The organism is Paraburkholderia sp. DHOC27 (genome assembly GCF_003429005.1).
GTDB lineage: Bacteria > Pseudomonadota > Gammaproteobacteria > Burkholderiales > Burkholderiaceae > Paraburkholderia.
Window position 1 is genome coordinate 54164 of record NZ_QVQV01000010.1, and the last position, 15652, is coordinate 69815.

At 58.2% G+C, this 15652-nt stretch carries 9 protein-coding genes; 3 read left to right on the top strand and 6 right to left on the bottom strand.

The genetic code is table 11. The annotated features are described in order from the left end of the window. Positions 1-139: 139 nt before the first annotated feature. Both D0B32_RS27725 and D0B32_RS27730 read right to left on the bottom strand, forming a co-directional pair. A complete protein-coding gene (locus D0B32_RS27725; protein ID WP_117337530.1) occupies positions 140-3238 on the bottom strand; it encodes an AAA family ATPase in 3099 nt (1032 codons plus the stop codon). Continuing rightward, the gene (locus D0B32_RS27730) at positions 3235-4770 is read right to left on the bottom strand and encodes a LuxR C-terminal-related transcriptional regulator (protein WP_259295197.1); all 1536 of its coding nucleotides are present in this window, start codon (positions 4768-4770) and stop codon (positions 3235-3237) included. Before D0B32_RS27730 ends, D0B32_RS27725 begins: the two co-directional genes overlap by 4 nt. An 815-nt stretch (positions 4771-5585) precedes the next feature. Here D0B32_RS27730 and D0B32_RS27735 point away from each other — a divergent pair. The 3 genes from D0B32_RS27735 (at position 5586) to D0B32_RS27750 (ending at position 10034) form a co-directional block, all read left to right on the top strand. Beyond that, positions 5586-7391, top strand: a complete 1806-nt coding sequence (locus tag D0B32_RS27735; protein ID WP_259295180.1) for an arylsulfatase — start codon at positions 5586-5588, stop codon at positions 7389-7391. Between the two features lie 170 nt (positions 7392-7561). After that, a complete protein-coding gene (locus D0B32_RS27740) occupies positions 7562-8848 on the top strand; it encodes an anaerobic sulfatase maturase (RefSeq protein ID WP_117337533.1) in 1287 nt (428 codons plus the stop codon). A gap of 775 nt (positions 8849-9623) precedes the next feature. Next, positions 9624-10034, top strand: a complete 411-nt coding sequence (locus D0B32_RS27750) for a hypothetical protein (RefSeq protein WP_147329573.1) — start codon at positions 9624-9626, stop codon at positions 10032-10034. Positions 10035-10309: 275 nt separating this feature from the next. Here the strand turns inward: D0B32_RS27750 and tpiA are convergent, their stop codons facing one another. From tpiA to D0B32_RS27770, 4 genes are all read right to left on the bottom strand, one after another. Beyond that, complete coding sequence (gene tpiA / locus D0B32_RS27755; protein WP_117337536.1) at positions 10310-11083, bottom strand: triose-phosphate isomerase; 774 nt, start codon at positions 11081-11083, stop codon at positions 10310-10312. 109 nt (positions 11084-11192) lie between these two features. Further along, positions 11193-12911 carry a dihydroxyacetone kinase family protein gene (locus tag D0B32_RS27760; protein ID WP_117337537.1) on the bottom strand — a complete coding sequence of 573 codons (1719 nt, stop codon included), beginning with the start codon at positions 12909-12911 and terminating at the stop codon, positions 11193-11195. Positions 12912-12965: 54 nt separating this feature from the next. Further along, complete coding sequence (locus D0B32_RS27765) at positions 12966-14111, bottom strand: ABC transporter ATP-binding protein (RefSeq protein WP_117337538.1); 1146 nt, start codon at positions 14109-14111, stop codon at positions 12966-12968. A 66-nt stretch (positions 14112-14177) separates the two neighbouring features. Then, positions 14178-15593 carry an L-fuculokinase gene (locus tag D0B32_RS27770; protein ID WP_117337539.1) on the bottom strand — a complete coding sequence of 472 codons (1416 nt, stop codon included), beginning with the start codon at positions 15591-15593 and terminating at the stop codon, positions 14178-14180. Positions 15594-15652: the final 59 nt, after the last annotated feature.

Below are 15652 nucleotides of genomic sequence, written 5' to 3' on the forward strand. Positions count from 1 at the left end.
TGCGTCACTGCATGCTCGTTGGCAAGCGGCCTGGTCAGTCAGTGCCGCTCGCCAATTAAGGCGTAGCTGAGTCTTGATCTGGAACAGGCAATCAGTTGGGTTGGCTCGCACCAGCATTCGCTGACGTCGGCGCACGGCGTCAGCTATCGCCTATCGCGCGTAGTCGTTGCCCTAACTCTGCGTCGCGAGGCAGCGAGTCGGTCAACTGCCCAAGCGTCGATGCGAGATAGTGCTGATGCAGCTCGGCTTGTTCGGTGTCGGAGAGTGCCCGATAAATAGCGACGGCAGTTCGATGCAGTCGCCAGTCGGCGAGTGGGGTATCAAATCCATCCGCGACGCGAAACGCCGCGTTGATGCTTTCGAGTGCAGTACGCGGATCGTCGCGCTGGTTCGCCTCGCGTGCCGCAACCTCCCACGCGAACGCTTGCCACGTTCGGTCCTCGGTGGCGAGGGCGAGCTTCAAAAGCGCTTGCGTGCGCAAACTCGCAGATTGGTGATCCTTGTTCAACATCGCTGCCTCGACCGCACCCCATTCGATCGCCAAACGCCAATACCAGTCGAAGATAGTCGGCTTGAGGTTCATTTGCCGTTCCGCTTCAGCCAGCAATGACTCTGCACGCTTGCCATCACCGACTCCAATGTATGCAAGTCCGGCCAGCACAATACATGTCTGGTGTTGCGCGGGCAGCAGCGCGCCCGGATCCAGCTCTGCGTCTTCAGCGACAACGTCCACGACCGGAACGAATCGGTCGTACATTTCAATGATCAACTCGTAGTCCATCGTGTGGACGAGCAGCCACCCTCGGTAGACCTCAAGGGTTCGCGCCGAAAAATAATCACCGTTGTCGCGGAACGAAGCAATGCCATGATCGAACGACGCGATCGCATCGCCAATATCGCCGAGATAAAGCTGTGACCACGGAGTGCCTAGCCTCATCATCCACGTTGATCTAGCCAGATCGAAGCCCGGATATTGAACCGCGTGTTCAAACAAAACACCGTAGTTGATCCGTGCAATTTCGAGCGCTTCCCGGTAGCGCGTGGAAATCACACACACGATGCTGTATTCCATGTTCGCTTCAGCCATGACAAGCGGATCGCCCATCGTGCGCAAGCTGTCGATTGCCGCCTCACACCTGGCCAGATCCTCGTTTGACCAGCCGCTCGCCCAGAGCCGCCTGACAGAAGCGCACACGCGGACGTAGGCACTGACGCGCGCGTCGGTGTTCGATGCGCACAACGCGAGGACGTTATCGAGCACTTCAACGCAATGCTCCCGGTCGCTGCGGCCTAGCACGTGAGCGAGGCCAAGCATGGCGCGCAGTCGCACATCAGGTAATCCGAGCGCACTTGCCTGACGTTCGAGTTCCGCCCATGCGGCCTCGGCGCGCGGATCGTACGCGGCGGAATAAAGAGCCGCACGTGTCCCCGCAAACTCAATACGTTTGACTGCCCGCAGTTCGGCTGGCAACTTTTCGCAGAGCGACATGGCAAGATCGAGAATCAACTGCGAATCGCGATAGGCAAACCGGACCCTTGCCGTTTGAAGCGCGATGCTTAAATTATCAATTGCCTTGAGCCAGTCTCTCGCCTCAGCGAAATGTTGCCCCAGTTCATACGCGACGTCCTGCCTCTGGTCCGCCGGGTAGATTGCCTCGATTCGCTCGGCAATTTGCCGATGCAATCGTGCACGACGCGTCAGTCCCTGACGATCGTAGAACGCGGTGCGAACAAGAGCGTGATCGAAACGGTACTGCGCCACCGCGCTGTCATCAGGCAATCGCCCCGCTCCGCAGTCTTGAATGAAATATTGATTGCGGGCCAGTTGACCGCATAGATCATCAAAACGTTCCATGGACAAGTTCGCGGGGCCAGCCGCAATCGCCCCTGAAAACCGCGCCCCCGCGACGCTCGCGGTCTCAAGCAGGTTTCGCTCATCGTTACCGAGCCGTCGGATTCTCCCTTCCAGCGTCTGCATGATCGAGCGCGGCGCCACCTCTGCGATCTCTGTCAATGAAACGGATGCGCGCCAGCCTGTCGCCGTCTTCCGGAGCATGTTGCGCTCGACAAGGTCCGCGAAGATAGCCCGCATAAAAAGTGGATTGCCGCTACAACGTTGCGCGATCAGATATGCCAGTTCTTCCTCAACCGGATCGGAAGAATCGCTCTCTGAGAGCAACGTCCTCACCGCTTCGACGGTTAGAGGATCTAGTGCAAGACACAGACATAGGTCCCGGAGGAAAAGCTCACGACTCAGGTCTTCAATGGGATGGTGGGCCATCGCCGCTTCGTCGGGACGATAAGTGACAATCACCATCAGTCGGAGCGTTCGCAATTGACGCGCGATTGCGGCAAGCAAATCAACGGTTGAGTAGTCGGCCCAATGAACGTCTTCGAAAATGAGAACCAGTGGTTGTGTCTGCGTGATGGACGAGAGCAAGCCGCAAATTTCACGCAGCATGCGTTCACGCGACGCGCCGACAATCTGTCGTTGCATGACCTCGCGGTCATCGTTCGTTATCTGACCTGGCAGTTCCAACGCCCACGTAGGGGCAATCGTGATCAGCGCTCTCAGGACTTCACTGCCGCGATGCCCTTCGCAAAGATGCTTGAGCGCCTGCAAGACGGGATAGTACGGCTCCCTGCCGCCATAGCCTTCGATACAACTTCCCTCGGCGAGCCATGCATCATCGGGGCCGGAGATCTCGGCTGTCGAGAACGCCTTGAGCAGTGCACTCTTGCCGATTCCTGGTTCTCCGGTAACGACGACCAGTTGGCTGGTCCCGGATCGGACCTGCTTCATGGCGGCCGCCAATTGCGCCATTTCGCGGGCACGCCCCACAAACCGGGTCGCGCACGGATCACTCGCGTCTACCGGCTTCTTGATGGCATGAAGCTGCAGAGGGGCTATAAACCGGTATCCGCGACCGCGTACCGTTTCGATGAAGCGCGGTTGCTTCGCATTATCGTCAAGAAGGGCCCGAATCATTCTAATTTGCGCCTTCACGACTTCATGCTGCACATGCACATTTGGCCACACCGCTTCAAGCAGCGCATCATGAGTAATGAGCAGATGGCGATTTTCAAGGAGTTGCCGCAGCACCGCGAACGTCTTGCGCGCGAGGTCAATGCGCTCAGGCGTCGCGCCGGAGCGCTCCCTCCATAGACATTCATTCGTCGTATCGAGACGAAAGTCTGCGAAACGATAGGAGGAGCGCGTGCCCGGCACAGCGTTCATTCCAACTTCGCTCCTGATGCCTGAATCAGACCCTGATGGGTTGCGCGAGCTACCGCCTCAGTCCGATTCTTTGCGGCGAGCTTGACAAAAAGTTTTTTGGCGTGCGACTTGACCGTCTCGGCAGTAATACAGAGTCGACGGGCAATCTGCTTGTTCGACATGCCCTGACTCATCAGTATCAGAATAGTACACTCCCGCTCGCTGAGCGTGCCCCCTCGTACTTTCAGCCGGCATGTCGCTTTTACGCCATGGAAGCCCGGGACGCCCCGGGGTCGCGGCAACAGACGTCTGAGATAGGGCAGCAACTCACGCGCTTCAGCATTGCCGGGAAAGTCGCCACGGTGAATCTGCCTCATCAATTTCCCAACTCGTGGACCGCTATCGACAAAGGTCTGATGAAGTCCCACGTCCGCGCCAAGGTTCAGGGTCCGCAACAGCATGCAGGCAGCGTCCTGCTGCTCGCCGATGGCAAGGAGCGCATCGATCAGGCGCACCGAAACCTGCACCGCGAGATACAGGTCATGCCGGCAGACGGCTTCGTGATGCAATTGGCGCAATGCAGAAACATCGCTGACGCTTGCGCGCGATACGACACCTACTCTGGCGCGAGCAGACACGACGTAGCGCGAAATCCATCCACCCCCGCGGTTGGGCGCCGAACCGTTTGCATGATCCAACGCAGCGAGCCGCGCGAGAAGGATATTTGCTGCACGGATCGCGCGACGCTCGACAAGCAGAGCGATCTGCCCGTCCAGGCTTGCTGCTACCAGCCTTGTCCAGCCGTGCCGCCACCCGAGCGCTTCCGCTTCCTCCAGAAGCAGGCGTGCAGCATCTCTCTCGCCACGCGACGCCGCGATTTTGGCGAGCGTCGGATAAGCGCGCACGGCACTCTCGATACTTCCACTGTTACGAATTTGAGCGAGACGCTGGGAAAGCCACCCATACGCCTCGTCGATAGAGCCTTCTTCATAAAGAAGCTGTCCGATGATCGCGCCCGACAGTGTCGCCGCTGACAGTGCAAGCCCCTCTCCTGCCTCGCACAGGTTGATGGCATCGTCGGCCAGGACACGGGACGAGGAGAAACGCAACTGGTCCATTTCCACGGCAGCCACCAACGACAGATCCAGCACGGTCGCTATTTTTTGCAGGTGTGTTGGCGGGACGCTGGCAGTAGCTATTCCGACCGACATGGATTGCTCCAGATCACCGAGCTTCCAGTACGCATATCGGCAGATTGTGCGGGCAATATTGGCGAGCGATTCGTCCAGGCAGTGGCGCATCGCGGATATGACGAGCGGCAACGCGCCCGCGCAATCGTCCCTTAGAACCATGCTGCCAGCTTGCAATATCGCGATCTCCCAGCGCTTCTGGCAGCGTTCGTCAAACGGCAGGTCGCCGAGTGAAAATGCAAGTTCTTCCGTGGGCGCTCGCGCCCCTCCTCGATCGGAACACAGTAAAGCACGCCACGCACGCGTCATCATCATGGACAAACGCGCCGTACTGATTTCGGTCAGCGCACGGCTCACCCTCACAAGTTGCAAGACTTCTTCGGCTGGGCCGATGTATCCGTAAGCTGTCGTAAGCGGGGATGCGCCGACTCCGCTGTCTCTCCTCGATTGAGCTACTGTATGTAACGAGCTTTCGCTCGCAGACGACCCGGAAACCGCGAATTCATTTGAAGCAGCCGCTTTTACGTTTGTACAACCCATTACCCAGCTCTAATGAAAAAGATTCGCACCCTGTGAAGTAGGGCGCACTTATTCTTCAGGATAAATCGATCAATATTGCAGGGCGTGAAATCGAGGTGATGTCTTCGTAATGGAAACGCTCCGATCCGCGTTACCTTTGCGGGCCGCCGTCCCGGGTCATGCGCGTGTGTCAGACACTCCGACCCTTCCGTTCTCCGGGCTCTTCGATACATGCTCGCATATGTGATCTCGCGAAAAGTCCCCCGACAAAGACAGGCTTCGAAACGAATGAGTACGACGCAACACTGAGGTCAGGCTTTATGGCCGGTAACCGGTGCCCAGTAGTCGCACCAATGTCGAAACGATGATCGCAGCCAGCGCCCCTTCTTGCGCGAGTTTCGTCCGATGCTACTGCCCGGAGTCGACCCATACCGGTCGGCCGCACCCATGCGGGCTTACGTCGGCTTCTAAACTCATTGCGGTCATTCCCAATTTGCTCGCCGATGGAACTCTTAAGTCTCACGCCGCTAGAATCATCATCACGCAAGACACTATCAAATTAAATGGGGACAAATATTTCCCCAAGGGGCAATCGATTTGCACCTAACCCCAATAGTCTCTGGAACGTTTTCGGAGAAAACTATTCACGAGTCACTTTGATGGGAAGGATTGCGCATGACGCGGATTCGATCCCCTCTCGTGTCGAAGTCCTGACCGGTGCGCCACGTTGCTCACGAGATGAGGTCGGGCCAACGTTCAAAGATTTTCAGGGGAATCGTATGCCGCGTTTGCATCGCCTTGTCCAAATTGCGAAACCTGTCGCGCGGGCTCCGTTCACCCTTGCAGCGGTGGGGCTGCTTGCATTGGCCGTGAACGGTCAGGCGCAGACCAATACGCAGCAATCCGCGCATCCAAACATCGTTCTGATCGTCGCCGACGACGTGGGGTGGGGTGACCTGGGCGCCTATGGCGGTGGTGAGGGCCGCGGTGCCCCTACTCCCAATCTCGACCGCATGGCTGACGAGGGCATTACCTTCTTCGACTTTTACGGTCAGCCAAGTTGCACTCCGGGGCGAGCCGCCATACAGACGGGACGGAATCCAAACCGTAGCGGCATGACGACAGTCGCATTCCAGGGCCAGGGTGGTGGCCTTCCGGCGGCGGAATGGACCATCGCATCTGTTCTGAAGACCGCTCACTACAACACCTACTTCACCGGGAAATGGCACCTCGGTGAAGCGGACTATGCGCTGCCCAATGCTCAAGGTTACGACGACATGAAATACGTCGGCCTTTATCACCTGAATGCCTATACATACTCCGATCCCAAGTGGTTCCCAGACATGGACCAGCAGACCCGAGAGATGTTTGCGAAGGTAACCACGGGAATGCTTTCGGGCAAAGCCGGCGAGAAGGCGCACGAGGAGTTCAAGGTAAATGGCGAGTACGTCGATACGCCACAGCAGGGCGTGGTCGGAATCCCGTTTCTCGACAAGTACATCGAAAAAGCGTCACTTGATGATATTGATGAAGCTGCGGCCAAGGGGCAACCCTTTCTGTTGAACGTCAATTTCATGAAGCTTCACCAGCCAAACCTCCCCGAGCCTGACTATGTTGGCAAGTCTCTGGCCAAGACCAAGTTCGCGGACTCGCTTGTCGAGCTTGACGCACGTGTTGGACGCATCCTCGACAAGTTGCGGGAGAAAGGACTCGACAAGAACACGCTCGTGATCTTCACAACGGATAACGGTGCCTGGCAGGACGTGTATCCGGATGCCGGTTACACGCCGTTCCGTGGCACCAAAGGCACCGACCGCGAAGGCGGCTCCCGCGTGCCATGCATTGCGTGGTGGCCCGGCACGATCAAGCCCCAGCAGCGCAACTTCGACATTCTGGGCGGCCTCGATTTCATGTCGACGTTCGCGAAGCTCGCCGGTGTTTCGCTACCGAAGAACGATCGTGAAGGCAAACCAATCGTTTTCGACAGCTACGACATGACACCGGTGCTGTTTGGAACTGGCAAGTCCGGCCGCAACGAATGGTTTTATTTCACAGAGAACGAACTCACTCCAGGTGCCGTCCGCCTCGGCCGCTTCAAGGCAGAATTCAATCTACGCGGCGACGACGGGCAGACGACCGGCGGCCTTGCTGTCGACTCGAATCTCGGCTGGAAGGGACCGGAGAGTTATGTTGCGACAGTTCCTCAGATCTTCGACCTCTATCAGGATCCTCAGGAGCGTTACGACATCTTCATGAACAACTTCACGGAACACTCCTGGACACTTGTGGCATTCAACGCAGCCATTAAGGACCTGATGAGCACATACGTAAAATATCCGCCGCGCAAGATGCAGGGCGAGGGGTATGCCGGACCTATCACGCTCACGCAGTACCAGCGATTCCAGTATGTCCGTGATCAGCTCGGCAAAAACGGCTTCAATATCCCCCTGCCAACAGGGAACTGACGGCTCGATCGATACGGGCAAGCGGTCGCCATGTGCGGCCGCTGCTCCTATCTTTTCGCCTGCCTGAATCGGGAGAGGATCAAAGATGCCACCGTGGTATGAAGCGAATGACGGCACGCAAGGCTGCCATTTGCGGATCGGAAACCGGAAACTGAGGATACGAGAGAGCCATGCGCGAATTCGGCGAAACGACGGTTGAAGTACCTGTCACCTTCTTCGCGGAGCGTCCGGCTGGACCTGAGCCTGTCGCGCCGGCGCAGAAAGGCCGCTTTCATGCCATGGCGAAGCCCATCGGTTCGACGTGCAATATCGACTGCACGTATTGCTACTACCTTCATAAGGAACATCTGCTGGAACAGCATCGCGGGCGACGCATGGGTCCCACGATGCTGGAGCGCTACATCCGCCAGTACATCGAGGCGCAAAACGGCGACGAGGTTATCTTCTCGTGGCAAGGTGGCGAGCCGACCATGCTCGGCCTCGACTTCTTTCGCGACATCATTGAACTTCAGAAACGTTATGCACCCGCCGGCCGACGCATTTCTAACGATCTCCAGACGAACGGCACGCTACTCGACGACGCCTGGTGCGAGTTCCTGAAGCAAAACAACTTTCTTGTGGGCATCAGCATCGATGGTCCGCGCGAACTGCACGACGCGTTGCGCGTGGATCGCAAGGGCCGGCCTACATTCGACCGCGTGATGCGCGGCGTGGCCCTGCTGCGCAAGCATGCTGTGCCGTTCAACACGTTGACGGTCGTGAACCGGTTGAACGCGAAGCGGCCGCTCGACGTCTATCGCTTCCTGCGCAACGAACTGGGTTCGACGTATATCCAGTTCATTCCTTGCGTCGAGCCGAAGGATTTTCACTCGGTCGCACCGCAACACTGGCCTGCTGAAGCACAGCCACTGATGGGCAGCAGCGCGGCAAAGCCGGGCAATGCTGACTCGGTCGTGACAGACTGGTCCGTCGATCCCGACGACTGGGGGTATTTTCTCTCGCGCACATTCGATGAGTGGCTAAAGAAGGATGTCGGGCGCGTGCTCGTGAACCTCTTCGAGACGGCCGTAGTGCAGACGAAAGGACGACCGGCACAAACCTGCGTGACAGCCGAGTTTTGTGGCAAGGCGCTTGCCATCGAACACGATGGCGAAGTCTATTCCTGCGACCATTACGTGTACCCAACCTACGCGCTGGGCAACATTCGTGACAAACATATCGGTGCCATGGCGTTTTCGCCCCGTCAACAGGCGTTTGGGTACGCCAAGCGCGACTCATTGCCGGCATTCTGTCGCCAATGCAAACATCTGAAAGTGTGCTGGGGCGAGTGCCCAAAGAACCGGTTTATCCGCAGCCCGGAGGGTGAGCCGAACTTGAACTATCTCTGCCCGGGTATCCGCCGGTTTCACGACCACGCGGGTCCTGCGCTCCGGAAACTGGCCGCTCATTCGGGCTGAAGCCGGGGACTGCGATGGGTACCAAGGACGTCTTTCGCGTCTTTATCGAACAGAAACGAGTCAACTGCACGATTGTCATGGAAGGCGACTTGTTGACCGGCTTGGCGCCGCTCATGCATTTTGTTCGCCGCTGAGTGGTCGAGTTGGGCGCGGAGACGGCACCGGGATGTCATTGTTTCTGCTAGCCGATAGGCGGCTTTGAAAGTATCCCTGACGTTCGTCGACTCGCGAACTGTGTACGCACAGTCTTTTGCGTACAGACGTAGCTAAGCTGGTGCTCGATGCAGCTACGCAGGTGCGCAGGCTTGAACATTGGGTTTCAGGCATTTGGAGACCGGCCAAGCTGGTCGCTACCAGTTCCCGATCCTCGGCCAAAGTATCCTTCGATGGACGACTCTGGCATTCCCACGTGCAGAAGCGATTGATCCATGGGGACTATCGATGAAAAATCTCAAGGTTGTCCTGATTGCGGGTGTGACGTTGTGGGGCATTGTCAATGTCGAGTATTAGCGCACTGGCACAAGCAGCTCGGAGTTCCGCGGGGCAAGAAGATACGGTCTCGGCCATTGACATCGCACTGGAGCCCGATACGACCATGATTCGCGAGGCGGATGCCGCTAATGCTCGTCTGCGCAAGGTTTTTCCGAAGGGCTTCGCTTTCGACGCGTCACACCGCCCGCACATTACGATATTGCAGCGTTACGTCCGCACAGCGGACCTCGACAACGTCTACAACGCAGCGAACTAGGTATTGATAGCCGAGAACGTTACCCAATTGAAACTGCAGGCGTTCAAATACCACTTCATCCCTGATCATGACATCGGTCTGGCCGGCATCGTTGTTCGACAGGATTCCAATCTAATCAGGCTACAGCAGAAGTTGATCGACGCGATCGCGCCTTTTACGGTCAAGACCGGAACTGCCGCGGCGTTCGTGACTACCCCTGATGATCCTGAAATTAACCATCCAACAATCGACTACGTTGCTACGTTGGTACCGAAAGCTTCAGGGAAGAATTTCATCCCCCACATAACGATCGGGATCGCTCGACAAGATTATTTGAAACGGATGCTCGCCGAACCGTTCCGGACGTTCGAGTTCTCACCTGCAGGCGCGTCCGTCTACCAGCGTGGCAACTTTGGGGCGGCCCGTAAACAACTCAAGGCGCTGGACCTGAAGCCATAATTTTGTCTGCCAGACGACCATCAGATCGATTTGATTACTCACGATCCTTTCGGCAATCGGATGGCCGACTACAGGGTAAAGTCGTCGCTCGAACGTCCGACTGGCGACACATGTGAACGGCGGGTTATGGCCGACTGTTGCCGGAGACTGTGGACCGTCATCGACCCGCTGCGGCCGGACGAGCAAACTCAACGTTTCGGGCGGCTTCTGGAGGTACAACGGCCGTTCGTCGAATTGCGTGCAGAGACGATCGGCCGAAGCCGCCTGAGGTGTGACTACATCGGGGCGACAGCTGGACTCGCTGCCAGATGGACAATGTCGAGAAACTGCGCGGCCTCAAGCGAGGCGCCGCCGACGAGGGCGCCATCAATGTCGTCCTGCGCAAACAGCTCGGCCGCAGTCGACGGCTTAACGCTTCCGCCGTAGAGAATTGTCACGCTCGCAAGCGATTCGGCTCGCGAGCGCAACACCTCACGAAGAAATCCGTGCATCTCCTGCGCCTGCTGCGCGCTCGCACTGCGGCCCGTACCGATCGCCCAGACCGGTTCGTAGGCCAGCACCAGACCGCGTGCCTGGTCAGTGGTAAGCGAATCTAGCGCTGCCACTAGCTGGATTTCTACCGTTTCCCGTGCGCATCCACTCTCTCGCTCCTGTTGAGTCTCCCCCACGCAGACCACAGGTGTGATGCCCGCCTCGATAGCCCGAAGAGCTTTTTCGCCAACTGTCTTTGGCGTTTCGCCATGATAGATCCGGCGTTCCGAATGACCGACAACGGCGTATTGAACACCGAATTCGCCTGCCATATCCGCGGATATTTCGCCGGTGAAGGCGCCATCGCGGAACGCGGAAATATCCTGTACGCCCAACCTAAGTGCTGAGTCCATCAGGATCACTTGCGCTTCGGGTACGTGGAGGAACGGCACGCACACCGCTGCATCGATCTGCGAGGCCTGAATCGTTGAATCGTCCCGGATCTCGCGGAGCAAACGGGTGTTCGATACCAAAGTCCCGTTCATCTTCCAGTTACCGACAATCAGCTTCCTTGCCATTTCGCATTCCTTAGTTTCAATTTTGCTACTAAGCTTCGGTGCAAAGCTTTTCCACTTCGACGTGTCGATCTAGTTGCGCCTCACGACATCGCTTCGCTCGTCGGGCTCGTTAGCGCGTGGCGATAAAAGGCTGTAAGGCGCTCAGCCAGCAGGCAACGGCGACCGCTCCTCCGTCGGGAGATCCCATAGCCCGCTCGCCCAGATAGCTGGCCCGTCCCGCCCGAGGTGCCATTTGCGCTGTGGCTTGCGCACCGGACTTCGCAGCATTAACCGCGGCCTCCCAGGCCTTGGCAGCAGTCAGTCCCGATTCCAGTCCGCTCTCAAACGCAGATGCAGCGGGAATAAGCGCGTCGAGCATGGTCCGGTCTCCGGCCTTTGCACCGCCCAGTTCGCTGATGGCTTCGGCCGCGCCGTGCAGGGCTGCGGCCCAATCTCGCGCTGTCGGATCAAATCGGTCCGCCAGTGTTCGAGAGGCTCGAACCAGGGCCGTTGCGTAAAATGGCCCCGAACTGCCCGCAATCGCCCTGCGCAGTGCGGTAGCGAGTGTGGCAAGCGCCTTGTCCGGGGTGACGAGCACTTCGGCGGGGACGGCAAGAATGGCTTCTGCCGCTCGCTTCATGCTGTTCCCGAGGTCACCGTCACCGGCCTTCGAATCGAGGTCTGTCAGCATGGCTTCGTTGGCTAGCAGCGCGTGGGCGACTGCGTCCATCGCTGGCTTCAGCTTTCTGGGCCAATGTTGAACATCGCCCTGATCACGACTGTCGACAGCCGCTTCAGTGTCGACCGTTGTGGTGGTAATCGGAACGTGGATATGCCGGTTTATCGCCCCAAGTCCCGGCCACGCGCGGGCGGCCGTGGCAGCATCCAGCAACGCCAGCCGTTTATCATCGAGACGAAGAAGAGAAATGGAGCAGCCAGGCATGTTTAGCGCGGAAAGGAACGTCCCGGCCCACCCACGCTCGACCGCGATGTCTCGCCGCCTCAGGCTCTCGAGCGCATCGCGGAGAACAATCGCCAGTTCCATCTCGGGTGTGGCGCCCAGTCCGTTCACCAGAAGGGCGACCCGCTCGCCGCTTTTTATACCAAGGTCTTCGACGATGTTGAAAAGCAATGTCTCCGTCAACTCTTTGGCGCGCATCGGCGCAGTACGTTCGACACCCTTCTCGCCATGGATACCCAGTCCGAGTTCGATCTCGTCCTCACCGAGAGAGAACCCCGCTTTTTCTGCGCCGGGCAACGTACACCCGTCAAGCGCTACGCCCATCGTGCCGAGGTTGGCCGCCGCTTCGCGCCCGATCGCAGCTACCTTGTTCAATGAGGCCCCTTTGGCGGCAGCAGCTCCAGCAATCTTGTGCACCAGCACGGTCCCTGCGATCCCACGTCGTTGATGGCGCTCGGTTCTGCCACGTAGCGATACGTCGTCAGCCACCGTCACAATTTCCACGGGAATCCCTTCAGCTCTTGCCATCTCGGCCGCGAGGCCGAAATTCAAACGGTCTCCGGTGTAATTTTTGACAATGAGCAAGGCACCCTGCGGTCCGGCAGTCGCCCGGATGGCTTCAAGCACAGCATCAGTAGATGGAGACGTGAAGACTTCGCCGCACACGGCGGCACTGAGCATACCGGTTCCTACATAGCCGCCATGCGCCGGTTCGTGACCACTGCCGCCTCCAGAGACAATCGCAACAGGACGTTCGGAAGGCTCTGGAAGGTCCTTACGGACCAGGACGTTTTCATCTCCAAGGATCGCGAGATGCAACGCCTGCCGGGCAAGCCCTTCGAGCATTTCGCGGACGACATTAGTTGGATCGTTGACAAGTTTTTTCATGGCAGTCTACCAGGACGGTTAAAGGCTAACAGTGCGGATCAGCGACGCAATCGCTCATGCAGCCCTGACCAACGGCGCACGAGCCTCTTTTCCGCCAGCGGCAATAACCGACCGTTCAGTGTCCTCGTCAAAGGCGTGCGGCGTATCGACCTTGTGTTTCAGCGTGATGGTCTTGCCCACCTCAAGCCCCGGCTGACGTTCGAATTGCGCAGTGACGACAGAATCGCCGACCGCGACCTGAACCATGACCTGGGAACCCAATGGTTCGATCAGCTCGATGCGTCCCTGTACCCATCCGCTGTCAGAGTCTTTGAGGTTTTCACCTTCACTCGCGGGGAAAAGATGTTCTGGGCGAATGCCAGCAACTACTCTCTTCTTCGAAGTCGCACTGAGCGCGCGAGCAATGCGGTCTGACATCCGCAACTGGAAACCCGTACCACGCAAGAACTGGCCGTTGCTTTCAACGCTCGAGCTCAGGAAATTCATCGAAGGGCTTCCAATGAAACCTGCCACAAAACGGTTCACAGGCTCATCGTAAATTCGCTGCGGCGTATCGATCTGCTGCGCAATGCCATTGCGCATGACGATCACCCGATGGCCCATCGTCAGTGCTTCTAGCTGATCGTGGGTTACATAAAAAGTCGTAACCTTGAGACGTCGGCAGAGTTTGATGATTTCGCCACGCATGTCTACCCGCAACTTCGCGTCAAGATTCGATAGCGGTTCGTCCATGATGAAGATACGCGGCTCGCGGACGATCGCGCGGCCAAGCGCTACCCGCTGTCGCTGGCCGCCTGAAAGAGCGGCCGGCTTACGCTGCAGGAGCGGGGCAAGCGCCAACGATTCCGCGACCTGCCGGACCCGTTCATCAATTCGTGCCTTGGGCCACTTTCTCACCTGTAGACAGAAAGCCATGTTTTCGTACACGGTCAGGTGGGGATAGAGGGCATAGTTCTGGAAAACCATAGCCACATCCCGTTCCGTCGGAGACGAGTCGGTCACATCTTGGCCGTCAATCAGAATCGATCCGGCAGTCGCTTCTTCGAGTCCGGCGATCATGCGCATCGTGGTCGACTTTCCGCATCCGGAAGGCCCGACGATCACGATGAACTCGCCATCTTCAGAAGTAAGGTTGAGCGACTCAACGGCGTCTACACCGTTGAATGATTTCTTGAGGTTTCGAATTTCGACGACGGCCACGATTGTCTCCTGTGTGTACGGTGTGCCGGCCCATTCAGGAGCCAGCGCGACGACCTGCCAAGCGGGTCACTGCTCTGTTAGTTCCTCGAGCCGATTCCGGAAGTCCAGATACTGACGCTCATAAATCTCTTGCCATTCAGCGACCGGCTGGATCACCCGGATGTCACGCTGAAAAACCTGCTGGGTAACCGGACTCTCTATCGAGTCTCTTGCTATCAATGCCGCACCGAGTGCGGTCAACTCATTTTCATCGACCGATGAGACGGGCTCTCCGTACACGCTTGCACGCAGTTGCAGGAGGGCCTCCGATCTGGCCCAACCACCAACCGCGTACATCGGGGTACCGCCCGAACCAGTTTTCCGGATTGCTTCGAGCATCCGTCTTGCATACAGGCATCCGGCTTCGAGCGCGGCCCTCAACTGGTGTGCGTCACCGTATGGCTTCGATGTGATCAGCGGATTCAGCCCGCGTTCCAGTGATTCCAGAGTGTCGGTGATAGGGCTCGGCTTTCCCGGAAGTCGACCGCCCGCAAGGAACGACCGTAAAGCAACACCAGAGTCTCTTGTCCGGAAGGGCTCCAAAGCAGCCGAAAACTCAAACACGCCAAGACAGGCGGTTCCGCCGTTCCCCAGCGCAGGTACAGAAAAAGCGAGGTAAGGATCGCTGCGCGGTTCCGCATTCTTGATCTCGTCGTACATAAGGTTTGCGGTCCCGAGCGAGTCGACCAGCGCATGCTGGTTCAAGCGTCGTACTGCAGAGGCCGCCACGGGATGATCGTGCCCCCCCGCAACGATCAGTGTTCCACCGCACGCTGCGCCACTGTCGATCAACGACCCTCGCTCCACAACACCGACCACCTCGCCGGCCGCTACGACGCGCGGCAATGGCGGTGCACCGCATGTATCAAGCATGGCCGGCAACCATTTGCGGCCAAACACGTCATAGCAGCCCGTACGCGCCGCCAACGTCTCGCTCATGAAGGCCGTGCGGCACCACCAAGCAGCGGGATAGTCCGTGATTGCGAGCCAGAGGCGCGCATTACGCATCGCTTCGGGATGGTATTCCCGCAGCCAGCGCCACTTGGCCGCCGAACGTGAAAAGTCGATCGCCAGACCACTGCGAATTTCCCCGCCTGCGAGTTCCCGGATCTGTGCTGCTTGCTTCTCGGCTCGCCTGTCGAACCACGGAATCGCGAAATCTAGCGGCTTGAGGTCAACTGAAACAGGAATGCCGTCTTCGCCAACACCCGTGATTGCGATCGCACCAAGCGGATTTTTCGCACCGGTGGCGTGCCAGCCTTCGATGATTAGTTGCTCGAGTGTGACAACCAGCGCCGACGCGTCCGTCACGATGCCGCCTGTCTGCTCAATCCTGGGCACAGGAATCGATTTGGTCCAGACGGTATTGGCACTCCTGTCCACGAGGATCACCTTGACATTGGTCGACCCAACATCAACACCGCAAACAAGTGAATCCATCATCAGCGTCCACCTCTCCTCACTTAGCCCATTAGCATCGCGACCCGGCAAGCGCGCTGCGC